This is a genomic window from Leifsonia sp. PARNA 1/14 (assembly GCF_055720965.1).
In genome coordinates this window covers 341,257-365,044 of sequence record NZ_JBVQSP010000002.1, presented here as the reverse complement: position 1 = coordinate 365,044, position 23,788 = coordinate 341,257, and the positions used below count along the sequence as shown (strand labels likewise).

Below are 23,788 nucleotides of genomic sequence, written 5' to 3'. Positions count from 1 at the left end.
ACCGCGGGCCGCCGACGTGTCGTACGGGCCGGGTGTCGGAGGCTCTTCCTAGGGTGGAGGCATGAGCCACCTGATGCCGGAACTCCTGTCCACCTGGTCTTGGCGTCTCGATCGCGTCCGCAACGGCCGCACGGTGCTCACCAAGGGTCAGGCCGCCTCCGCCCGCACCGATCTGGCGCATGATCGGTCGGCTCATCCGTCCGACTACGCCGGCTACGAAGAGGAGTACGCATCGGCGGTCGACGCGCTCGAGGTTCTCGCGCAGCAGGCCAATCGCAGCGACGACCTCCTCGCCGTCCTCCGAGCGGAGCGGCGCGCGAGCGACCAGCCCGCCCGCGAGCGCTACGCGACCTCTCCCGACAGCGCGGGCGTCCCGCGCACGTCCCTCGTCGCCGAGCACGACCGGGTCCCCGCCGGGCTGCCCGAGGCGCTCGACGAGTGGGTGCACCGGCTCATCCGGTATCGAGGCGGCGCCAAGGTGATCGCGCCGGTCGAGGCCGCGCGGGCCGAGATCCGGCTGCGCAACGAGGCCGACCTCCACCCCGGCGCGTACCGCAATGCGACGGCCGCGCCCTTCTATGGCCGCGTGATGCGCGAGCTCGGGGAGATCGCCACGTCGCAGCGGCCGGGTGTGCACGTGTCGCGACGCGGGCTTCGCCGCGGGCTCCCGGACGATTCGTTCCTGTGACGCAGGCTCGTACCCGGCGCCGCGCGGCTCCCTGGCCGATCGCTGCCGTCGTCCTGCTGATCGCCCTTGCGAGCGCGGGAGGCTACGCCGTGCTGAGCGGCGGCACGACGGAGGGTGGCGGTCCGGCCGGCGCGGCGAGCTCGACCGCAGCGCCTGCGTCTGCCCCGCCCGGCGCGCGCTCCGCCTCCGGCCTCCTTGATGCCGCTGCAGCACGCGCCGCCCTCGACGGTCTCCCGGTGAAAGGCAGGGCGCCCGCGACCGGCTACGACCGTGTCGCGAAGTTCGGCGAGGCCTGGCTCGACGTCGACCACAACGGCTGCGACACCCGCGACGACATCCTCGCCCGCGATCTGTCCGACATCACCCGGCAGGCGGACTGCCGCGTGCTCGCAGGCGCACTCGCCGATCCGTACACCGGCACGACGATCTCCTTCACCCGCGGTCAGCAGACTTCGGCCCGCGTGCAGATCGACCATGTGGTCGCCCTCCTCGACGCCTGGGAGACCGGCGCTCAGGCGCTGGGTCAGAAGACGAGGGTTCAGCTCGCCAACGACCCGCTCGAGCTCCTGGCTGTGGACGGCCCCACCAATCAGGCCAAGGGCGCCGGCGACGCGGCGACCTGGCTGCCGCCGGCCGTCGGCTTCCGGTGCGAGTATGCCGCCCGTCAGGTCAGCGTGAAGGTCAAGTACGGTCTCTGGGTCAACCCGGCGGAGAAGTCGGCGCTCCAGCGCATCCTCGCCCGTTGCTGACGGTCCGACACGCGTAAGGATTCCGTTAATAGTTTTCACAAATTACTGAAACAAGCGTAGAGTCCCGCCCATGAGCACAGTGATTGAGGCCACGGGCCTCGAGAAGCGTTTCGGCCGGGTGCGGGCCCTCGACGGGCTCGACCTCGCCGTCACCGAAGGAGAAGTACACGGATTCCTCGGGCCGAACGGTGCGGGCAAGTCCACCACCATCCGCATCCTGCTGGGCCTCGCCCGCTCCAGCGGCGGACGCGCCAGCGTCTTCGGGAGCGACCCCTGGCGCGACGCAGTCGCCCTCCATCGTCGAATCGCGTACGTGCCCGGTGACGTCAGCCTCTGGCCGAACCTCTCCGGCGGTGAGGCGATCGACCTCCTCGCGCGCCTGCGTGGAGGAACCGCGGACAAGGCCGCGTACGCCGAGCGCAAGAAGCGGCTCGTGGAGGTCTTCCAGCTCGACCCGACCAAGAAGGGGCGCGCCTACTCGAAGGGCAATCGCCAGAAGGTGGCGCTCGTCGCCGCCTTCGCGACTCCGGCCGACCTCTACATCCTCGACGAGCCGACTAGCGGTCTCGACCCGCTGATGGAGGCCACCTTCAACGCCGAGATCGCGCGCATCGCCCGCGAGGGCGCGACCGTGCTGCTGTCGAGCCACATCCTGTCGGAGGTCGAGCAGCTCTGCGACCGGGTGAGCATCATCCGCGCGGGCAGGACCGTCGAGTCCGGGACCCTCGACCAGCTGCGCCACCTGACCCGCACCGAGATCTCGTTCGCGGCCGACGGCGTCACGCAGGAGCAGCTCTCGCGGATCCCGGACGCGCACGACCTCCGCCTCGACAACGGCCGCGTGAAGTTCACCGCCGACAGTGACGCGCTCGCGCCCGTGCTCGCAGCCCTCGCGGGCCTCGACGCGAAGAGCCTGACCGTCGCGCCTCCGTCGCTCGAGGAGCTGTTCCTCCGGCACTACGGCGACGAGCTCGCGGCCGTCGAACAGGCCGACGCCGATCGCGCGGACGTCGATCGCGCCGGTGAGGGGGCGAAGACGCGATGAGCACCACCACCGCCGATCGTGCCACCACCCGCTCGGGAGGCCACTCCGCGGCGCCCGCGCGCGGGCGGGGCGCGACCGTACGGGTCCTGCTCCGGCAGCGCCTGCGGCGCGACCGCTGGCAGCTGCTCATCTGGATCCTCTGCATCGCGTTCCTCGCGCTGTTCTCCGCCGCCAGCATCGACCAGACCTACGGCTCGGCATCCGGCCGCGCCGAGCTGATCCGGCTCGCGATCGCGAACCCGACGGTGCTCGTGCTGCGCGGCCTCCCGCAGGGGACCGGTATCGCCGCCGTCACCTTCTTCGAGATCTACACCTTCCTCGCCCTCCTCGCGGGCCTGATGAACACGTTCCTGGCCGTGCGGCACTCGCGCGCCGAAGAGGAATCCGGTCGCGCCGAGCTCGTCGGCTCCACGCCGGCGGCGCGGATCATGCCGACCATCGCCACCGTCATCCACGGCGTCCTCGCGAACATCGTGCTGGCGCTCGCCACTGCGCTCGGCTTCATGGCTTCGGGGCTTCCGGCGTACGGATCGCTCGTCGCGGGCGCGGCGGTGGGCGGAGCCGGAATCGCCTTCCTGGCCGTCGGCCTCCTGCTCGCCCAGGTCATGAGCACCTCTCGCGGCGCGAACGGGTTCGCCGCCGCCGTCGTGGTCCTCGCCTGGGCGCTCCGCGGCATCGGCGACGCCATCGGCACCGTCACGGGCTCCGGCACCACGATGGTGTCCGGGTGGCCGACGTGGCTCAGCCCGATCGGCTGGGGCGAGCAGTTCTCGCCGTACGTGCAGAACGACTGGTGGCCGTTGCTCCTGCAGGTCGGCTTCGCGGCGGTCCTCATCGCCGGGGTGTTCGGCCTCCAGGCGGTGCGTGACTCGGGAGCGGGCATCGTGCCCGAGCGCGCGGGCCGGCGGAATGCGCTGCCGATGCTGAACGGGCCGCTCGGGCTTGCCTGGCGGCTGCAGTGGCCGATCATCCTGGGCTGGACCGTCGGCGGCCTTCTCACCGGCGTGCTCGCCGGCGCGCTCGGGAGTGTCGTGAGTTCGTCGATCGCCTCCGACCCGAACCTCTCGAACATCCGGGAGGCCGTCGCCCACCTCGGCGCCGGCGGTTCCGGTCCGATGACCGCGCTCTTCCTCTCGGCGATCATGTCGATCGTGGGCGTGCTCGCGGCAGCGTGTGCGGTACAGGCGGTGATCCGATTGCGACAGGAGGAGGTGAGCGGTTCCGCTGAGGTGATGATGGCGACGCCCGTCTCGCGGGTGCGCTGGCTGCTCGAGTTCGTGCTCGTCGGCCTGATCGCGATCGTCCTGGTGCTGGTGGCGGCCGCGCTCGCCGCCGGGCTGTCGGCGGTGGCGGCGGGCGAGAAAGCCTCCACCTTCAACGACGCCTTCGCCGCGGCGGCCGCCCAGTTCCCGGTCGCCATGGTGTATCTGGGCGTCCTCGCCCTGGTGTTCGTCCTGCTGCCGAGCTGGACGGTCCCCGTCGGCTGGGCGGCGCTCGGTGCCGGCGCTTTCATCGGCATCTTCGGCGCCCTCATCAAGCTGCCCGACTGGCTGCGGCACGTGTCGCCGTTCGCGGATGCACCGGTCGTCGTCGGAAAAGTCGATTGGACCGGGGGATACTGGATGTTCGGCATCGCGCTGGTCGCGCTCGCCGCGTCCGCGGCTCTCATCCGCCGCCGGGACTTCGCGATCGGCTAGGGAGGGCGGCATGGCCAGGGACGAGCGGGCTCTCACCGAGATGATGGAGCACTCGGCGGCGGTCCTCACCGCCGCCGGGTTCCCCAAGATGCCCGCCCGCGTGCTGATGGCCCTCACGGTGACCGAGTCGGCCGGCCTCACCGCCGCGCAGCTCGCGGAGCGGCTCGACGTCAGCGCCGCCGCGATTTCGGGAGCCGTGCGCTACCTCCAGACGCTCGGCATCGTGCGCCGGTTGTCGCAGAACGGCAGCCGACGGGATCTCTACCAGATGCCCGCCGACTGGTACGCGCTGATGGTGCGCAACAGCCCGATCTACGGTGTGCTCGCCGACCAAGCAGAGACCGGACTGGCAGCAGTCGATGACCCGGCCGACCCGGCGACGGAACGATTGCGCGACATGGCGGGCTTCTACCGGTTCATGCAGGATCGTCTGCCGGACATGCTGAACGAGTGGGAGCAGATCCGCGCGCAGCGATCCGATGGCTGATTCACTGGTCAACCATAGAAAATATTAGTATTTAGTTGTCGACGCCCAAAATATCAACCTAAGGTGATCGAGGCGGTCTTCTGGCCGCCTCGATGATCATCTGGGGGATATCCGTTGTCGTTCCATGCTGCGCGCTGGAGGCGCTCCGCACTTGCGCTCCTGGTCTCGGGAGTTCTGGCATCCACTCTTCTCGGGGCGGCTCCCGCGCTGGCCGGCCCGGTAGCCGCGGAGGCATCCGCACCAGCGGACGCCTCGCAGGCCGGTTCCGAGACGGCCGCTCGCGAGATCGCCGAGAAGTACGGCCACGACGTGGTCGTCGAGTCGCTGAGCTCGCCCACGCTCCTGGTGTCGGCGCGTCCCGACGGCTACCTCGAGGCGGTCAGCAGTCAGGAACCGGAGCAGGCGAAGGCCGGAGGCCGCTGGAAGCCCATCGACACCACGTTGGTCGAGAAGGACGGTCGGCTCGAGCCGAAGGTCGCCGCTGTACCCGTGCGCGTCGGCGCGGGCGGCGACTCGACGATCGTGTCCGTGCGCGCGGAGTCCGGGGACTGGATCACCGAGACCTGGCCGCACGGCGACCTCCCGAAGCCCACCGTGAACAAAGCCACAGCGACGTTCCGGGAGGTTCTGCCCGGCGTCGACCTCCGCGTCTCCATCACCAAGGCGGGCATGCGGGAGGTGCTGGTCGTCAAGAATGCCGAGGCGGCGAAAGACGAGCGCCTCGCGTCGCTGCGCCTCGCGGTCCGCGGCGCCCGCTTGGCCACCGCCGCGGAGACCGGCACGCTCGAAGCGCACACTGACGCGGGCGAGCCGATCGTGGCGGCCACGCCCCTGTGGTGGGACTCGTCGCACGAGAGCGCCGACGCGGAGTCCTCCGGCGCGGTCGAACCGCAGACGGTGGGCTCGACGATCGAGGGCTCCGAGACTGTGCTCGATGTGGCAGCGATCGTAGCGAGCGACATCACCTATCCGCTTTACGTGGATCCGGACTGGAGCCGGTACGCGCAGGCCAGCTGGTACACCGATCGCGCCTACCCGGGCCAGTCCTACCTCAACGCTGCCGAGCACAGCGCCGGCTACGGCGTCCAGGACGGCGTCGGCTATCTTTCGCGCGCATTCTTCCGTTTCGACACCTCCTCCCTCGCCGGGCGGACCATCTTGAGCGCGCGGTTCGACGTCGTCCAGACCTGGGCGAACAGTTGCGCGAGCACCTGGATGCAGCTCTGGCAGTACGGCGAGTCGGGTGCCGGGTTCACCTGGAACGGCGACCCCGGGCAGTGGGTGCGGCAGCTCGATCAGCAGGGCTACAACGTCGGGGGATCGTGTCAGCCGAACCCGGCGTGGGTCGGCTACGTTGCGACCGCGGCCGTCGCGGACGCCGCTGCGGCGCGAGCGCCGTACGTGACGCTGGCACTCCGCGCAGCAGATGAGGGCAACTCCCTCACCCGTAAGCACTACCGTTCCGATGCGCAGCTGATCGTCGTCTACAACACCCGTCCCGAGGTGCCGACGGAGTCGAAGATGACGTCGCCCGTGCGGGGCTGCAACACGAACCCTCAAGATCCGGCGTACGTCTACGGCCGCCAGCCGCTGACGCTCAGCGTCGTCGTGCACGAGCAAGATGACCAGAACGTCTCCGCCGCCTTCTACGTGAAGCGCCTGTCGACGGGCGCCCAGACCCGCACCGGCACGGGCTTCTTCGCCCGCGGTACCAGCATCACGCACACCATCGCCGCCGACTCGCTCGTCGACGGCGAGCTCTACGCGTGGGCGGCCGAGAGCGGCGACGGCATCGAGCTCTCCGCCGGGACGTCTGCATGGTGCTACTTCGTCGTGGACTCGACGAAGCCGGGCCTGCCCACGGTCACGCTCGACGCCACGGGCGCGCGCATCGGGGAGGCGCTGACCGCGACCATCACGCCGCCGGCGGGGGAGGCCATCGCCGGGTACCAGGTGTGGTGGACGAAGGGGAGCATGCCGGCCGCAAGCCCGCCCGCCCCAGTAACGGATTACACCACCGGTATGCCGGACTGCCTCACGGGGAACGTCGCCGGCAAAGCGCCCACGTCAGTCCGCGTGGTGTGTGCCGACACTTCAGACGGACAGGCGACAGTCTCGGTTGCGCCGATCGATCGTTTGTCGACCTTGTGGGTAGCGGCCTATGACAAGGCGGGCAACGTCTCGTACGACGCCGCGACCAAGTCGGCCGCAGCGGGTGCGCAGGTGAACGCCTCCGGGGCAGACATGTCACAGGGACACGTCTGGGACGCGGACGAGCGCGGCGTCACAACTCTGGAGGACCGCCTGGGAGGCCAGCCCATCGCGATCGGCGGTCACGCGGGGTGGGGAACCTCCGACGAGGAATTCCCCCAACTGCGTTTTCTCGGTCTGACCACGCTCAACCGGTATTGGAAGCCGGGCGCTCACGTCGCGGAGACAGGGGAGGTACCCGACTATGTACTCGAGGGTCCCATCGGTCAACTGGCCCGCGCTGGAGTAGGTAACCCGCAGCCGCCCTCGACGCACCTCTTGTACGCGTGCACGTATGGCGCAGGAAACCTGATTTCCACAAGCTCCAGTTGCGAAGGCGCAGGAGTCGTCGGGCGGGCTTTGGGTTACGCCTGGAACTCAGCGAGCGCGGTCCCTTCGGGATACACCGCCAAGGAGATCTTCCGGTGCCGGCTCGGCGCTGACTACTTCATCAGTTCTCACGAGGGGTGCGAGGGCGGCGCTGTCGATGAAGGCAGCCGCGGTTTCCTGGTGTCGTATGAGCCGACCGCCTCGGTACCGGGCGTCATCGACACCACGAAGTCGTTCACGGTATCGGCACGCGTGAAGACGACGGGCGCCCCTGAGTCTCAGACTTTCGTCTCAGCGAGCGGATCGGTCAACGCTGGTTTCTACCTCCAGTCCTTCGGCTCCAGTTGGCAGTTCGTCCTCCGCTCCCAGGGGGCCACCCTGTCGACGGGGTCCGTGAAGGTGTCGTCCGCCGCCACGACGTCGGGTTTCGTCACCGTGACCGGTCGCTGGGACGCCGTCAACAAACGGTTGAGCATTACCGTCGCCAGCGACACGGCCGTCGCCTACGGCGAGACGATCCACTCTGCGCCGGCGGACGACATTCCCGCCATCGGCGCCATCGCCCTCGGGGCCGCGGCGTCATCCGTGCCCGTCCAATTCTTCGATGGCGAGATCGCTCAGGTGTCGGTGTATCAGACCGCTTTGCCGGACAGCGCCCTCCGAGGCCCGGACGTACCTCAGCCCTGAATACGGCTGCACCGCACTTGACACGCACGAATCACTCTCAGAGGACAACCGTGAAACTGAAGAATCCCTCGCGCTCACGCGCACGGCTCATCGGCGCCGGCACAGCGGCCGCACTGGTCCTTGCCACCGTTCAGGGGCTTCCCGCGGCAGCCGTCGACGCGCCCACCCCGCCTGCCTGGGCCAAGGCGGTGCCCGGCTCGCGCGCCTCCGATGTCTCGGCGAAGGGTGGCAAGCCTCCCGTCAGTGCCGAGATCGTCTCCGCCGACCTCCCGTCGGGCGAGTACACCGTGTCGACCGATGGATCGGCCAAGTCCGATTCGGTCACCGTAGCGAGCGCCGATGGGTCGACCGCGACCGTCGTCGACGGCGAGTGGCGTGAGCTGGGCTGGACCGGCGTGAAGGTCGCGTCGGCGGGCGACCCGGTGCGTTCGAAGGAGGCGAAGTCGCAGCTGAAGGCGTCGAAGAAGGGCTCGTCCAAGGCCAAAGCGAAGGCGCGGGCGGCCAAGGTCTCGGCGAAGTTCGTCGACAAGGACAGGGCGAAGAAGCTGGGACTGTCCGGGCCGGTGCTCGAGCTGAAGCGAGTCGACGGCAAGTCGGGTACGTCCGCGCTGGGTGTCCGGGTGCCGAAGAAGCTGCTCGAGGGTGCGTTCGGAGCGGACTACGCCTCCCGTGCTCGCTGGGTGCAGGTGGACGCGAAGAAGGCCCCCACCTCTGCCAAGGAAGTCCAGAAGAACGCGAAGCCGGTGGAGTCGGAGGTATCGACCAGCGGCGACGACATCCTGATCGCGCCGAGGGTGGCGGATGCGCCGGTGATGCTCATGGCGATGGGGGCGACCGTCGGAGCTGCCGGAACCGGTGACTTCACGACCACGTCGCTGAAACCGTCCGCGTCGTGGGATGTCTCGGCGCAGACGGGGACGTTCAGCTGGGAGTACCCGCTGCGTGTTCCGCCTGCGGCTGCCGGCCCGGCGCCGGAGCTCTCCCTCTCGTACGACTCGCAGTCGGTGGACGGGCTGACCGGATCGACGAACAACCAGCCATCGGCCGTCGGTGAAGGCTGGTCGCTTTCGGGCACAGGATTCATCGAACGGTCTTATGTGGGGTGCGCGGTCGACGACGGACCGTCGGGGGCGGTCAAGACCTCCGGCGACCTCTGCTGGAAGAACGCCAACGCGACGGTGTCCTTCGCGGGACACTCCGGGGAGCTCATCCCGATTGCGGGGACGAACCAGTACCGGCTCGCGAACGACGACGGCACGCGCTTCACCGAGCTGAAGGGGGCGCCGTGCGCGGCGAACGGGACCTCCGACACCGCGTGCTGGCAGATGGTCACCACAGACGGCACGCAGTATTACTTCGGGCTGAACCGGCTGCCGGGCTATGCCGACGGCAAGGCGACCACGAACTCGGCGTGGACGGTTCCGGTGTTCGGCAACGACGCGGGCGAGCCGTGTCACGCATCCACCTTCACCGCGTCCTCCTGCGCGCTGGCCTGGCGCTGGAACCTGGACTGGGTCATCGACGTGCACGGCAACGCGGAGGCCTTCTACTACAACGCGCAGACGAACAAGTACGCGAAGAACGGCACCGCCGTCACGTCTTACACGCGCGGTGGCGAGCTGGCCCGTATCGAGTACGGTCTGTCCGGTTCCAACGCCTACGCGGCAAACGGCGCGTCGGGCAAGGCGCTGTTCGAGTACGACAAGAACGGCCGCTGCTCGGACGACGGAGGCGGACGCTGCACCGCGCAGCCGGCGTCGGGCGATGCGGTCAAGCCGGCACAGCCGGCCGCGTACCCGGACATCCCCTTCGACCAGCTGTGCGTCTCGGGCACCTGCCCGGAGCAGATCTCGCCGACGTTCTGGACGACCTCCAAACTGTCCACCGTCAAGACGCAGGTGCTCTCCGGCGGCTCGTACAAGGACGTGGACTCGTGGGCGCTCAAGCACAGCTTCCCCGAGCCGGGCGACGGCACCTCCGCGGCACTGTGGCTGAACAGCGTCGTCCACACCGGTCTTGCCGGTTCCACCCCGATCTCCGAGGCGGCTGTCACCTTCGCCGGCACCACGCTGCAGAACCGGGTGTGGGCGGTGGACGGTCTGGCTCCGCTGGACAAGTGGAGGATCAGCTCGATCAAGACCGAGCTCGGCGCGATCGTTTCGGTGAACTACTCGGGACAGGAGTGCGTCCCGGGGGACCGCGCGGCGATCTTCGCTGCGCCTCAGTCGAACGCGAAACGCTGCTACCCGCAGTGGTGGTCGCCCTCCAACAACCCGCCGATGGCGCCTCAGCAGGACCTCTTCCACAAGTACGTGGTGACCAGTGTCATGGACAGCCCGACGACCGGAGGGGCGGGTGCGCCGCCGATTCAGAAGTACTACTCGTACACCGAGCCAGGCTGGAGGTACAACGACTCTCCGTTGACCCCTGCGGACAAGCGCACCTGGTCGATCTTCGCCGGCTTCGCGACCACCGAAGTCCGAGTGGGCGACCGCAACACGCCGGCCGAGCAGAACGTCACGAAGTACACCTTCTTCCGCGGGCTCGACGGCGACCGCGCCACGGCTGCGGGCGCCGTCAAGTCGGTGCAGGTCGGCGGAGTGGTCGACGCGCGGCAATTCGCCGGTCGGGTGCGAGAGCAGGTCCTGACTGCGGGAGTCGGCGGTGCGGTGGTCTCGCACACCGCAACTGTGCCCTGGTCTGCGCCCACCGTCTCGGCGGGTACGCATTCGGCCTGGTACACCGGCGACGCGCAGGTCGTGGTGACGGAGCCGGTCTCGACGGGTGGCAACCGGACCATCACGACGACGACCGCGTACGACTCGACCATCGGCCTGCCGGTCGCGGTCTTGACCGTTCCGTCGGATGCGCCGGCGTCGTGCGTCACCACGAAGTATGCGGCGCCGAACGTGGCGGCGCATATCTTCGGCCGGGTAGCGGAGGTGCTCGCCACCTCCGGAACGTGCGAGGAGGCTGCGTCTGCCGGTGAAGACCGGATGATCAGCCACGTGCGGACCTCCTACGACGGGGGTGCGGTCGGTGCGGTTCCGACGAAGGGAATTCCGACCACGACGGAAACCGTGACCGGATTCGATGGTTCGGCTCAGACGTGGACCACCACCTCCACGACGAAGTACGACGCCCTCGGCCGCGCGGTGGAGGCCACCGACGCTCTCGGTCGTGTCAGCAAGATCGCCTACACACCGTCCGGCACGGGCCCGATCACGAAGGTGACTGCCACCAACCCTGTCGGATGGAGCAGCAGCACGGAGTTCGATCCCGCATGGGGTGCCGTCACGAGCGCTACAGACGAGAACGGCAAGGTGACGACGGCATCGTACGATGCGCTCGGTCGCCGCACAGGGGTCTGGCTGCCGAACCGACCGAAGGCGGAGAACCCCTCCAGCCCGTCGACCGCGTTCTCCTACACGGTGTCTCAGTCTGCGCCGTCGGGCGTCGCGACCGAGAGCGTTCTGCCTCTGGGAACGAAGAAGACGCTCGATCTGGTCGACGGTCTCGGCCGCAGCGTCCAGACGCAGACAGCCGCGGTGCGGAGCGGCGCCGTGATCTCCGACACGGCGTACGACAGCCAAGGCCGTGTCGTGTCGACAGCAGGCCCGTATTGGGCGTCGACGACACCATCAGACAAGCTCTTCGTACCCACGAGCATGGCGCAGGTACCTTCGCGCACCGATGTTACGTACGACGCGGTCGGACGCACTGTGGCGACCGTCCTCTACACATACGGGGACGAGTCGAAGCGGACAGGCACCGCGTATCTGGGTGCCGATCGGGTCGATGTGACACCACCGGCCGGAGGCACTCCGACCTCGAGCATCACCAATTCGCTGGGACAGCGGACGGCTTTGACGCAATACACGGGAGACAAGCCCGCGGGAGAGGGTTTGACCACCACGTACGCCTTCGATCTCCGCGGCGCGATGTCGGCGATGCAGGACCCGGTCGGCAACCGGTGGACGTGGGCCTACGACACTATCGGCAACCAGGTCGAGGCCATGGATCCTGACTCGGGGCAGACGACCAGCACGTACGATCTGGTCGGCAATCTGACCTCTACGACGGATGCCCGGGGCCAGACCCTTGCCTACACCTACGACGAGCTGAATCGGAAAACCGGGAAGTACTCCGGCTCCGCATCCGGTGCGTTGCTGGCGTCGTGGTCGCACGATGAGTCGGAAAAGGGCCGGCTGTCGAAGGCAACCAGTTACACCGGCTCGACGCCAGGCAAGCCTGGCCTGGCGTACACCAGCTCGGTGGATGGGTATGACGAGTTGTACAACCCGACGTCTACGTCGGTCTCGATTCCGTCTGGGGCGCCGGCGTTCGGTGGCACGACGTACAAGGTGTCGATGACGTATAACGAGGCGGGTCTGCTGCAGCAGCGAAGTCTGCCGGCGATCGGCGGTCTCGCGTTGGAGCGACTGCGGACGACGTATGACGGAGTCGGCAACGTCGATGCGGTGCAGGGCACCACCCTCTACGGGGAGGCGACCTATTCGCCGATCGGGCAGCTGGCGGTCATCGCGCGCGGAAGCAGTCAGTCGCTGTTGTGGACCACGTTCGGGTTCGACCCGGGCACCGGGGAGACCACGCAGGTCATCGACACGGCGTTCGTCGGTGCCACCTCGAGTGAGGCCGCCAACCGTTTGTACACGCGCAACGATGCCGGAGATGTGATCGGCATCAAGACCACCGGCTCGGCCGGGGCGGACCATCAGTGTTTCAGCTATGGAGCGTTCCACGCGCTGGCCGAGGTGTGGACCCCGACGTCGGGCGACTGTAAGGCTGCCCCGTCGGCGAAGTCGTTGGGTGGGGCGGCGCCGTACTGGGCCTCATACACGGTGGACCCGGCTACCGGGAACCGGTTGTCCTCAACCAGTCACACTGCGGCTAGTGACACGACGACTGCTTACGCGTACCCGGCAGCGGGTGCGGCTCGTCCGCATGCGGTGAGCGCGGTGGGCGGGGCTGATTTCACGTATGACGAGTCCGGGAACACTCTGACCCGTCCGGGGCAATCCCTGGCGTGGGATGAGTCGGGGAAGCTGTCCGCGGTGACCGCCGATGGGGTGACCCAGTCGCGGGTGTATGACGCGGACGGCAACGTGTTGCTGCAGACGGATCCGAAGTCCGGGACCACCCTGTATCTGGGGGAGACCGAGGTGACGATGGCGCCGGGTGCCAGTAGGGCGTCTGCGGTGCGGACGTACGCGTTGGGTGGTGTGCCGATCGCGGAGCGTTCGACGAAGGCGGATGTGTCGGGGTCGGTGGTGTCGTGGGTGTCTGGTGATCTGAATCGCACGCAGGATCTCGCTGTGGATGTGGTGTCGGGGCAGATCAGCCGTCGCTTCGCGGACCCGTACGGCAACCCGCGTGGTGCGGGTGTGGAGTGGTCCTCCGGTCGCGGGTATTTGAATGCGCCGGCGTCGCCGACGACGGGGCTGACGCAGTTGGGTGCGCGTGCGTATGACCCGGTGTTGGGGAAGTTCGTGTCGGTGGACCCGGTGCTCGCACCGGAGAACCCGCAGCAGAACAACGGGTACGGGTACTCCGCCAACAACCCGGTGACCAACAGCGACCCCGACGGGAAATGCTACGTGGGATCCACCGATTCACTGAACTTCCATTCGAACTGTTCCACGGGCGGACCCAACCCGGTCATCACGCACGGCGATCCCGCTGCGCCAGGACCAGATACCAGCAGGTACATTCCCGGGGGGAACCCCCGCCCAGATGCGCCGACTCCACCGCCTGCAAAGAAGCCCGGTAAGCCTAAGGGCCCGAGTCCGGAGGCGAAGCCGAAGCCACCGACCGACATGTCCTGCGTGGTTAGTTACCTGTCCTGCGGCACCTCGCCCACGCAGACGGCTGGCCCGCGATCCACCACGCCTTCGATTGAGAACTGTGGCACGTACAGCTTCAATAAATGCGGCGCCGGCGAGAACATTGGGATGGTGACGTGCGTGGCTGGTGGAGGCGGGGCGGTCATCGCCGGTGTAGGCGCGTCAGGCTGCACTGTGCGACTCGATGGTGAAAGTGCGGGTGTGCTTTCATTTGACGTCGGGCTCTCAACCCAATTGAAGCTGGGTGCTTCCGTCGGTGCAGGAATCGGATATACAAACGCCAGAACGGCTGAAGAACTCGATTCGCTAGTCGGCGGATTCGACGGGGAGATCTCGAGGGGGGTGGGCGTGGGAGCGACGTATACGTTTGGTACCTCCCAAGATGGTCAATTCATCTGGATGTTCGTGGTCCGGGGCGTAGCTGGAGTTGGTGGCGGAGTTGGGTCCGCGGGCATCTCCGCCGGGTCGTCTTGCAGGGTGGGCTACTCGTGCTAGCTGGGATCGACGGAGAACGGTTGGAAATACTTTCGAGGCAGGACAGGATTGCGAGTCAGGCTTCGGAGATCGTCGCGTCTCATTTAAACACTGACGGAATCGATGCTGCCTTACGGCGGGCCACAGGAAAGCTGCACGTTGCTACGCTTGGAATAGCTGCGTTGGCGGCTGCGGGTGTTCTTGGGTCATTCACGGCGATCGTGGTAGTGGAATCCGTTGATGCCCCAGTCATGGCACGCGTCCTTGGGCCCGGACTGGCGCTTGTCATTCCGTTCTTCGTTTTGTATCTGTTTCGCGTGATCCCAGCCGTCACGGGTGTGCAAGCTGCTAGAGCTCTGAAGCGGGCCGACCTGGTCATGTACTTTGTAGGTGGTTCCCCCTTCAATAGACGCCGGTTTTTGCTTGGCAAGAATTTCGCGTTTCTCATCGATCGGGACGGGAGCACCTCGCGAATTGCATTGCGCGACATCGCAGTAGTCGGTGTGGACGTTCGCGTAACGGGAGCGTTGGTCCTCGTCGCCGTTGGCGAGAGGCTCATCTCGTTTGCCACCGTCGGACGCGTGGGAGGGCCGCTTGCTCTTGGCTGGTCGTTTGACGGTTTGCTGGGCATTGGGAAGTTGAGCCCCGCAATGATCAAGGATTTTGAGTCGCGAGGAGTGGTGGTTGCGAAGACCGATTGGTCGGGCGACCGCTTGAGAGGCTGATTGAATCACCCCGGGTTTGGTGGGTACCACCCTCTATGGGGAGGCGACCTATTCGCCAATCGGGCAATTGTCGGTGAACGGCGACTTTTCCTGACAGGAGTTTGGGTGGAGGGAGTCCCTGCGATGGTGTATATCAACTGGATTGGCCGCGGTGACCGCTCTCATCGCCGTTGTATATGTGCTCTATGGGTGCGTTGGCTGGGGGACCCTTCCCGAAAGGGACTTTATCGGACGGTGGGAACTGTCTGGCCCCGATGGGCATGTTGCGACGTTGGTCGTAAAAGAGGACGGCTCAATGAGCGTCAAGAAAATTCCCGAAGCCATATTCACGCTGGGCGGCTATTCGCCGCCGGACTGGAGTGAACCGGTCGATATCGACGGCACGTGGGAGGTTGAGGGAAATGGAAGAATCCGAGTTCACACGCAACGGGTGGGCACAGTGATGTGGGCACAAGGTCGTGACTGGGGCATGACGCTGAACATGGTTGAGGGTGGAGATCCTGACCAAAGCCCTACCTTCACGTTCCGACGGGCGTGACGCGTATCCGGCCTCGGGTGCGGCGCGTCCTCATGCGGTGGTGGCGGTGAATGGGGCCGGGAAGCCCTCTTCTCCTGGAGCCAAAGACACCGGACCCGGCGAGATTGTGGCGGACTGGGCGAACGGGCGTGCGCCGAAGCTCGCCTTCTATGGCTGGGATTCACGGCTGCTGGAAGGAGATCCTTCGATGGTGAATAAGTTGCCGTGGCTTGGGTTACTACTTGAGACTGGGGGGACTGACGGATGGGAACTACGGGGGCGCCTGCGCGTGACAGAGCCAGAAGTCGTGGTCCTTCGTTTGGCCCTAGTGAACTTGCTGTGGTACCCATTTTCCCCGCGCTCGAATCTTGAGCCAGCTCTCGCAGACACATCGGAAAGGCTCGTCGAAGACCTCCAAATATGCTCGCGAACGCTGGGCGCCGAAGACGAGTTTCACGGCCCGATCCTCTCGAGCAAACGAATTCAGGGGGGCGATATCGAGTTACAAATACCCGTTGATAGCTATCTCGCACTTCTCTTCGCCCTTTCATATGTGTCTCAGAAGCTAGACGAGTGGGAGTTTTCTACGCTGATGGACATCACTCGGGAAGAAACGAACGAGCTGATAGTTCGACTTGTACGAGGCGCTTGCTGGGAATCGTGAGCCCATCGGGCGACCGGAAACCGCGAGTCGACGACTGCGCAAACGGCATCGGATGGACTCCGGCGCGGTAACGGATGAATACCGCCTGCTTGGGCATTGAGCTCAAGGCCGGCATATCGGCACCTCGCGACACGCCCGACCGCACCCTTCATGTTGCGAACTCCAAATATCAGTAATAGAGTTTTACCAGCGTCTGTTACAGGCGCCGCGCCGCCTCCTGGGGAGAGGCGGCTGCGCCGGTTGTCGGGCGGAGGCCCGGCGGCCGGGTTCGAGTGCGATGCGGATGCAGGGGGCCGCCGCGCTCGGGTCCGTCAATCGGTTCGGTGCCGCGATGGCACTGCATCCGCTCGGCTTCCGGCGCGCCGTTCGCGACCCGTGGCCAAAATCTGAAATGCTAGCCCCGAACTCACCAGGGGGCAGTATGCGTTTCACCACTCCGGCTCAGAAGGCGCTCGTCGTCGCCGTGCTGCTCGGGGTCAACCTGGTGCTGGCTCTCGTGTTCGACGCTCTGCACTCGGAGGCGGCCTCCATCGTCCTGACCGTGCTGCAACTCGTCGGCTGGTATGCCGCGTCGCGGGTCTTCCGCGGGCCGGGAGAGTCTGTTCGCGCGGCGCGACCGTGGTGGCGGATGACGAACCGGCCGCTCCTCTCGGGCGTGCTCGGTGCCGGATACGGCCTCCTCGCCGTGGTCAACATCGGGTTCTCGTTCGCCGGTTACGGCAGCCCGTCCGGCACCATCTCGATCCTCGCGGAGATCGTCCTCTCCGCGCTCTTTCTGCTCTCGTTCTCGCGCCTCCGAGGCGCCTCCCCGGCGCGCGCCTGACAGCCGCGGGGCGCGGCCACGTAGGCTGGCCCCATGACGCTCACCTCCGGAATCGCGACCGACGACCTCGACCCCACGATCCGCCCGCAGGACGACCTGTTCCGGCACGTCAACGGCAGCTGGATCTCGCGCACCGAGATCCCTTCAGACAAGGCGCGCTGGGGATCCTTCATGGAGCTGGCCGAGCAGTCGGAGGCGGCGGTCCGCGCGATCGTGGAGGCCGCGCAGAGCGCGCCGGAAGGCACCGAGGAGCGCAAGTTCGGAGACCTCTACACCAGCTTCCTCGACGAGGAGCGCGTGGACGCCCTGGGGGCGAAGCCGATCGAAGCACAGCTGGCGATCGCGAGCGACGTCGACAGCATCCCCGCCTTCCTCGAGACGCTCGGCCGGCTCGAGCGCCACGGCGTCGGCGGCTTCTACCAGCTCTTCGTCGACAACGACCCGGGCGATCCGGAGCGCTACCTGGTGTTCGCCGAGCAGGCCGGCATCTCCCTCCCTGACGAGTCCTACTTCCGCGAGGAGCGGTTCGCGCCCGTCCGTGAGGCCTTCGCCGCGCACATCCAGCGGATGTTCGAGCTCGCCGGGTTCGAAGATGCCCCCGAGCGTGCGCAGCGCGTCTACGACCTCGAGGTCGAGATCGCCGCGCAACACTGGGACAACGTCCGCTCGCGCGACTCCGAGAAGACCTACAACCTCTACTCGTGGGCCGACGCGGCGAAGCTGTTCGCCGGCGGCGGCGACAGCGGAGGCGCTGCGAGCCTCGACAGCTGGGCCCAGGGCTTGGGAGCGCCGGACGGCGCGCTGGCCGAGGTGGTCCTGCGGCAGCCGTCGTTCACCTCCGGCATCGCCGCCCTCCTCACCGACGACCGCCTCCAGTCGTGGAAGGACTGGCTGGCCTGGCAGATCATCCACGGCTCGGCGCCCTACCTCTCGGGCGACTTCGTCGATGCGAACTTCGACTTCTACGGGCGCACCCTCACCGGCACGCCCGAGATGCGCGCCAGGTGGAAGCGCGGCATCTCGCTCGTCGAGGGCGCGATGGGGGAGGCCGTCGGCCGCATCTACGTCGAGAAGCACTTCCCGCCCACGGCCAAGCAGGCGATGGACGCGCTCGTCGGCAACTTGATCGAGGCGTACCGGGAGAGCATCCGGAAGCTCGAATGGATGGGCGAGGACACCCGCGACCGCGCTCTCGACAAGCTCGCCAAGTTCACTCCCAAGATCGGCTATCCGGTGAAGTGGCGCGATTACTCGTCGCTGGTCATCGACCCCACCGACCTGATCGGCAACGTGCGCGCCGGTGCGCTGTTCGAGTTCAACCGCGAGCTCGGCAAGATCGGCGAGCCGCTCGACCGCGACGAGTGGTTCATGACGCCGCAGACGATCAACGCCTATTACAACCCGGGCTTCAACGAGATCGTCTTCCCCGCCGCGATCCTGCAGTACCCGTTCTTCGACGAGACCCGCGACGACGCCGCCAACTACGGCGCCATCGGCGCGGTGATCGGCCACGAGATCGGACACGGCTTCGACGACCAGGGGTCCAAGTTCGACGGCGACGGAAAGCTCGAGGACTGGTGGACCGCCGCCGACCGCGCCGCGTTCGAGAAGCGCACCGGCAGCCTCATCGCGCAGTACGACGCGCTCGCGCCCGCCCAGGTGCCCGAACACCACGTCAACGGCGCGCTCACCATCGGCGAGAACATCGGTGACCTCGGCGGCCTCGGCATCGCCTGGAAGGCGTACCTGCTCTCCCTCGGCGGCGAGCAGCCTCCCGTCGTCGACGGTCTCACGGGCGCCGAGCGGTTCTTCCTCTCGTGGGCGCAGGCCTGGCAGCAGAAGTCGCGCGACGAGGAGGTCATCCGCCTGCTCGCGATCGATCCGCACTCGCCCAACGAGTTCCGCTGCAACCAGATCGTGCGCAACATCGACGCGTACTACGAGACGTTCGGAGTGACAGATGCCGACGCGCTGTGGCTCGCGCCGGAGGACCGCGTCACCATCTGGTGAAGCGGCCGCAGTCGACCCGCGAAAGGTCTCTGACGTTGCCCCCCGATCGGGGTAACATCGTCCCTATCGTGTCGGGGTGCCCTCCCTGCCGCGACGCGGGCCGGGGGGACCGCTGAACCAGCCGATGCCCCGACTCGGAAGAAAGACCCAGCGCGACTCGTGACGATCCAGACCCCGGAGACCGACCACCGACGCCGTCATGTCACCACGCGCCGAGGGCGCCACCGCGGGTCGGCTGCGGCCACCCCGGAGGTGTTCAGCCGCGGGTTCGATGCGCTCGGCAGGCTCGCCGTGCAGGGTGTGCAGGTGTCCGCGCGGGCAACAGACCTCTCCACTGGAGAGGTGCTGTTCTCGGTCGACGACCACGTCGTGATGCCGACCGCGAGCATCGGCAAGGTGCTCCTCCTGGTGGAGGTCGCCGCGCGGCTGCAGTCGGGTCAGCTGAGCCCGCTGGTCCAGCTCGATCGCGCGCCGCAAGACGTCGCGGGCGACTCGGGGATCTGGCAGCACCTGCAGGTGCCCGCCCTCCCCGTGTCCGACCTGGCCGCCCTGGTCGGAGCGACCAGCGACAACCTGGCGACCAACGTGCTCCTCCGCCGCGTCGGCCTGGAGGCCGTGAGCGCTCGCACCGAGTCGCTCGGCCTGACCCGAACCGCCCTCCTCGACCTCGTCCGCGACCACCGCGGGCCCGACGACGCGCCCCAGCTGTCGGTCGGGAGCGCGAACGAGCTCACCTGGCTGTTCTCGGCGCTGGCCCGCGGGGAGGTCGTCGACGCGCAGACCAGCCGCCAGGTCATCTCGTGGCTGTCGCTCAACAGCGACTTCTCCCTGGTCTCGAGCGCGTTCGGTCTCGACCCGCACTCGCACCGGCATCCTGAGCACGGCATCCTGCTCGTCAACAAGACCGGCACCGACGCGGGCGTCCGCAGCGAGGTCGGCGTGCTCCGCGGGCCGCGCTCCGGTGTCACCTATGCGGTCTCGACGTACTTCGACGACACGGCGCTTCCCGCGCGGCTGGCGGTCATCGACGGGATGCGCACCGTCGGCCTCGACCTCCTCGAGTACGTCTTCTAGAGGCGTGCCAGGCGACTCGATTCCGGGTCAGCCGCGCATGAAGGCGTCCTCGGCTGCGTAGTCGAACCAGCGGTCCGCCTCGGCGCGCTGCGCTATCGAGGGGAAGACCTTCTCCCAGCTCTCCTGACGGCGCTCGGCGGCACGTGCTTCGCGGACTGCCCAGTCGACGGCCGCAGCGACGGCCTCCCGGTAGCGCACGGGCTGGTGGTAGCCCAGCTCGACCGTGGCCGCGGCCATGCTGAGCAGCAGCGGGTTGGCGACCGTCCAGGGCGTTCCGCCGAGACCGTCCTCCGGCGGCCCGGGGAACGTGACGACCTCCACGTCGCGGTCGAGCGCGGCGTAGACGGCGCGGGCGATCTCGGCGACGCTGAGGTTGTCCTCGTCCACCGCGTTGAGCACGCGCCGGCCGGGACGTGCTGCGCAGAGCGCGACGAGCTCCGTGATGTTGTCCGTGGAGGACGTGCTGAACCGGTTGGCGCCGCCGTCCGACAGCAGCACCCTATGGCGGCCGTCGAGTGCGCGCTTGATGAAGTACCACTCGCGCAACGCCGGGCTGAACGGGCCGTAGATCGCGCCGGGCCGCAGGATGCTCACCGGCAGCCCTTCGGTGGTGAGCAATCGGCGCTCCATGGCTGCCTTGAGCGGCGAATACGTCCGCTCGGCGTTGTCGATGGTCGGGTCGGTCTCGCGCAGCGGCACCGGATAGTCGGGGAAATCGTCGGGGCCGGTGACGGTGTCGAGGTAGCGGCCCTCCCGGTCGGTGTAGACCGAGCCCGTCGAGATCACGACGAGGGAGCCGACCTCTCCCGCGAGGCCGGCCAGCTGGTCGGCGTGGCGAGGCTCGTAGGCCACCGTGTCCAGCACCAGGTCGTGGCCGCGGGCGCGGTCGAGCAGCGCCTCCGTGTCGTCGCGGTCGAGCCGGATGCTGGTCACGTCGTGCTCGGTCAGCTCGGTGTCGCCGTGGTGCCGGCCGCGATGCGCGATCAGCACCGACCAGCCGTCGGCCGCCAGCCGGCGTGCGGCCGCCGAGCCGATCTGCCCGGTGCCGCCGATGATCATCGCGGTGCGCGCAGCGGCGCCGGTTTCGACCTTCATGAGGCAACCGTACGCCGCGCGACCGCACGCTCAGCGCATCAGCGTCCGGGCGAGCGCCACGTACTCCTTCGCGTTCGCGTCGGGGAGGTAGGCGCGCCCGATCGCGTTGCCGATCGCGGGCAACGCGACGGCGTCGGGGTAGGCCATCCACAGCGTCTCGTAGGTCGGGTTGAACTTGCTCTTGAAGCTGAACAGTGAGGCGAACCCGTACGCTGGCTCCAGGGTCTTCGCGAGGAACGCCAGCAGGCGGTCCATGATGGCGGGTTCGCCCTCCGCCTCCTCATCGTCGATGGCGCCCGCCGGCTTCGTCGCGAGTGGGGCGCCGGACAGGCTGAGCACCTCCACGCCCTCCCCGCGCATGCGCTGGGCCGCGGAGGCGATGACGAACTCCATGATGCCCGGGATGCTACGGTCGGCCCGCCGCATGAAGTCGATCGTGTACCCGACGATCCGGTCATCGCGCCAGCTCGGCAACCAGCTGGTGACGGCCTGGAGGTCGCCCTGCGGATCGTAGGCCAGGTAGAGCCGCACCTCCGGGTCCTTCAGCTCGGCCATGCCGCCCAGCGTGAAGCCCATCTCCGGCAGCTCCTTCTCGGACACCCACTGCTCGCTGAGCGACACGATCTGGCTCTGCTGCAGGGGCGCCAACTCGTCCCAGGTGGTCCAGAGCGTCGAGATGCGCTCTTTGACGCCGCGGTTGTGCGCCTGCCGCACCTTCTGCCAGGGCTTTCCCTGCATGTCGAAGGTCTGCGGGTGCATGAGCGTCTCCTCGCCCACCGAGACGCTCTGCCAGCCGAGTGATTCGAACACCGGGAGGAACGAGCCATGGATGCTGTAGAACGCGGGGGTCCAGCTGTTGGCGTCGCAGAATCCGATGAAGTCGATGACCGTCTGCTCGGCGCGTTCCGGCCGGCAGACCGGGTCCGACAGCGTGATGGCGACGCCGTTGATGACGCGGTAGGCGACGGCCGCCTCGCCGTCCTCCGAGAACCAGTACACGTTACCCGGCCAGGTGCCCATGAAACCGAGGGTCCCGCCTCCGCCGGCATGCAGGAGTTCGCGGAAGCGGAGCTCGTCGCCGAGAGTGCGCCCCGTGGAGGTCGCGCGGTAGAGCCGCATCGTGCCGATGATGAAGATCGTCCAGAACGCCGGGCCGACCCACTGGTAGAGGAACAGGACGAACGGCGCGGTCGGCACGATCACCGGCCCGAGCACCGACTCGAAGCCCGAGGGGACGAAGCGGCGCAGTGCCGACATGAACACGTCGCCGATGCTCGCCTCCGGCACGAACGAGGTCAGGCCGGCGAAACCGGCGATCAGGTACGCGACCGCCAGCAAAGCGAACGAGACCACGACCAGGATCGTGAACCGCACGACGGCGTCACGTGGCGCCCGGATCTGGAATTGACGGCGCGTCGCCAGCAGCAGCACGATCGAGGCGAAAGGCACGACGAATGCGGCGAGCAACCAGAGCAACACCTCGATCGCCGGAGCGAGAGCGTCGAGGCTGTCGACGCGCACGTCCACGTCGCCACCGGGCAGCGCCGTGAACGGCAGCACGATCATCGCGACGTTCACGACGATCCCGAGCAGCCACGCGAAATGTCGGCCGCGCCGGAGGCCGATGGCCGTCACGATGAGCAGCACCAGCGGCAGGAGGGTGAGCAGCAGAGGCCCGACGCCCTGGACCGAGACCGCCGCGAGCTCGTCACGGCAGTTGGAGGTGTCCACTGCGCGGCAGGCCGCCAGCACGGAGGTCGCGTCGACCTCCTGGTGGAGGAACAGGGCCGCCACGAATGAGAGCGGTCCGAGGCCGCCCGGCGGGAGCAGCGCCGCGAGCGGCCCGACGGCGGTGATGGCGACGATCGCGGCGACGAGGTTGCGCGTCTCGGCATGCGAGCTGCGGCGCATCCGGTGCAGTCGCCCCCGGCGGAGGACGACGCCGAGTGCGAGACCGAGCAGCGCCGCGATGAGACGGTAGACGTTGTTCTGGTCGCCGTTGTAGAGCACGAACATGATCACGACGGCGAACGTCAGCAGCCGGATGCGTCGTCGCCACAGCGTGCTGGCGAAGGCGCTCGCCGCGATCAGTGCCCCCACGATCCCGATGGTCGGGTCGAGCGTGAAGTCGAACTCCGTCGCCCGCGCCAGGATCTCTCCCACGCTAGCCGCCGCCCACTGCCCGAGCACGCCCAGCGTGATGCCCACGACGCCCGTGACGAGGAAGGCGACGACGAGCCTGGCTGTGCCGAGCAGACGTTCAGCGACAGCCAGCAGCGTGAGGGCGAGCACGAACGAGATCACGAATTGGACGGGATCCTCGGGCACGAAGAGCGCCGTCAGCGGCGTCCACCAGAAGCCCGCGTGGATCGTGGTCGACACGCCGGCCGCCCAGACGAGCGCACCGCCTCCCGCGGTCGCGGCGCTCCACAGCGTGCCGGTGGCGATGGAGGTCGCGAGCACGATCAGCGCGAGGGCCACGCTCGCAGGCGCCACCTGCACGTACGCACGCAGCATCGCCCAGGCCCGTGGACGCTCCGGTGCGGGAGCGGCCGGCGGGGCCGGTGCGGTGTTGGGGGGAGCCGTGCTCATCGTGTCTCCGTCGCGGT

General features: G+C 67.8%; 15 protein-coding genes. 13 read left to right on the top strand and 2 right to left on the bottom strand.

The genetic code is table 11. From position 1 onward, the window contains the following. The first annotated feature begins 61 nt into the window (after positions 1-61). The 13 genes from AC0HS0_RS06700 (at position 62) to AC0HS0_RS06640 (ending at position 20,084) form a co-directional block, all read left to right on the top strand. The gene (locus AC0HS0_RS06700) at positions 62-688 is read left to right on the top strand and encodes a hypothetical protein (protein WP_472962644.1); all 627 of its coding nucleotides are present in this window, start codon (positions 62-64) and stop codon (positions 686-688) included. Then, on the top strand, positions 685-1,437 hold the full coding sequence (locus tag AC0HS0_RS06695) for an HNH endonuclease family protein (RefSeq protein ID WP_472962643.1): 753 nt from the start codon (positions 685-687) through the stop codon (positions 1,435-1,437). The genes AC0HS0_RS06700 and AC0HS0_RS06695 overlap by 4 nt, the downstream gene beginning before the upstream one ends. Before the next feature lie 70 nt (positions 1,438-1,507). Beyond that, the gene (locus tag AC0HS0_RS06690) at positions 1,508-2,482 is read left to right on the top strand and encodes an ABC transporter ATP-binding protein (RefSeq protein WP_472962641.1); all 975 of its coding nucleotides are present in this window, start codon (positions 1,508-1,510) and stop codon (positions 2,480-2,482) included. Next, complete coding sequence (locus tag AC0HS0_RS06685; protein ID WP_472962638.1) at positions 2,479-4,179, top strand: ABC transporter permease; 1,701 nt, start codon at positions 2,479-2,481, stop codon at positions 4,177-4,179. The genes AC0HS0_RS06690 and AC0HS0_RS06685 overlap by 4 nt, the downstream gene beginning before the upstream one ends. A gap of 10 nt (positions 4,180-4,189) precedes the next feature. Continuing rightward, a complete protein-coding gene (locus AC0HS0_RS06680; protein ID WP_472962636.1) occupies positions 4,190-4,666 on the top strand; it encodes a GbsR/MarR family transcriptional regulator in 477 nt (158 codons plus the stop codon). 114 nt (positions 4,667-4,780) lie between these two features. After that, on the top strand, positions 4,781-7,933 hold the full coding sequence (locus AC0HS0_RS06675) for a DNRLRE domain-containing protein (protein WP_472962634.1): 3,153 nt from the start codon (positions 4,781-4,783) through the stop codon (positions 7,931-7,933). 50 nt (positions 7,934-7,983) lie between these two features. Next, on the top strand, positions 7,984-14,292 hold the full coding sequence (locus AC0HS0_RS06670; protein WP_472962632.1) for an RHS repeat domain-containing protein: 6,309 nt from the start codon (positions 7,984-7,986) through the stop codon (positions 14,290-14,292). Then, entirely contained in the window at positions 14,286-14,996 is a 711-nt protein-coding gene (locus AC0HS0_RS06665) for a hypothetical protein (RefSeq protein ID WP_472962631.1), read from the top strand. The genes AC0HS0_RS06670 and AC0HS0_RS06665 overlap by 7 nt, the downstream gene beginning before the upstream one ends. A gap of 295 nt (positions 14,997-15,291) precedes the next feature. Continuing rightward, entirely contained in the window at positions 15,292-15,534 is a 243-nt protein-coding gene (locus AC0HS0_RS06660) for a hypothetical protein (RefSeq protein WP_472962628.1), read from the top strand. Then, complete coding sequence (locus AC0HS0_RS06655; protein WP_472962627.1) at positions 15,488-16,177, top strand: hypothetical protein; 690 nt, start codon at positions 15,488-15,490, stop codon at positions 16,175-16,177. Before AC0HS0_RS06660 ends, AC0HS0_RS06655 begins: the two co-directional genes overlap by 47 nt. A 421-nt stretch (positions 16,178-16,598) precedes the next feature. Further along, the gene (locus tag AC0HS0_RS06650) at positions 16,599-17,000 is read left to right on the top strand and encodes a hypothetical protein (RefSeq protein WP_472962626.1); all 402 of its coding nucleotides are present in this window, start codon (positions 16,599-16,601) and stop codon (positions 16,998-17,000) included. A 33-nt stretch (positions 17,001-17,033) separates the two neighbouring features. After that, positions 17,034-19,010, top strand: coding sequence for a M13 family metallopeptidase (locus AC0HS0_RS06645; RefSeq protein WP_472962624.1), 1,977 nt, complete (start codon positions 17,034-17,036; stop codon positions 19,008-19,010). A gap of 159 nt (positions 19,011-19,169) precedes the next feature. Beyond that, a complete protein-coding gene (locus AC0HS0_RS06640) occupies positions 19,170-20,084 on the top strand; it encodes a serine hydrolase (RefSeq protein ID WP_472962622.1) in 915 nt (304 codons plus the stop codon). Positions 20,085-20,111: 27 nt separating this feature from the next. Here the strand turns inward: AC0HS0_RS06640 and AC0HS0_RS06635 are convergent, their stop codons facing one another. Then, a complete protein-coding gene (locus AC0HS0_RS06635) occupies positions 20,112-21,179 on the bottom strand; it encodes an NAD-dependent epimerase/dehydratase family protein (RefSeq protein ID WP_472962620.1) in 1,068 nt (355 codons plus the stop codon). A 30-nt stretch (positions 21,180-21,209) separates the two neighbouring features. Continuing rightward, positions 21,210-23,771, bottom strand: coding sequence for a bifunctional lysylphosphatidylglycerol flippase/synthetase MprF (locus AC0HS0_RS06630; protein WP_472962618.1), 2,562 nt, complete (start codon positions 23,769-23,771; stop codon positions 21,210-21,212). Positions 23,772-23,788: the final 17 nt, after the last annotated feature.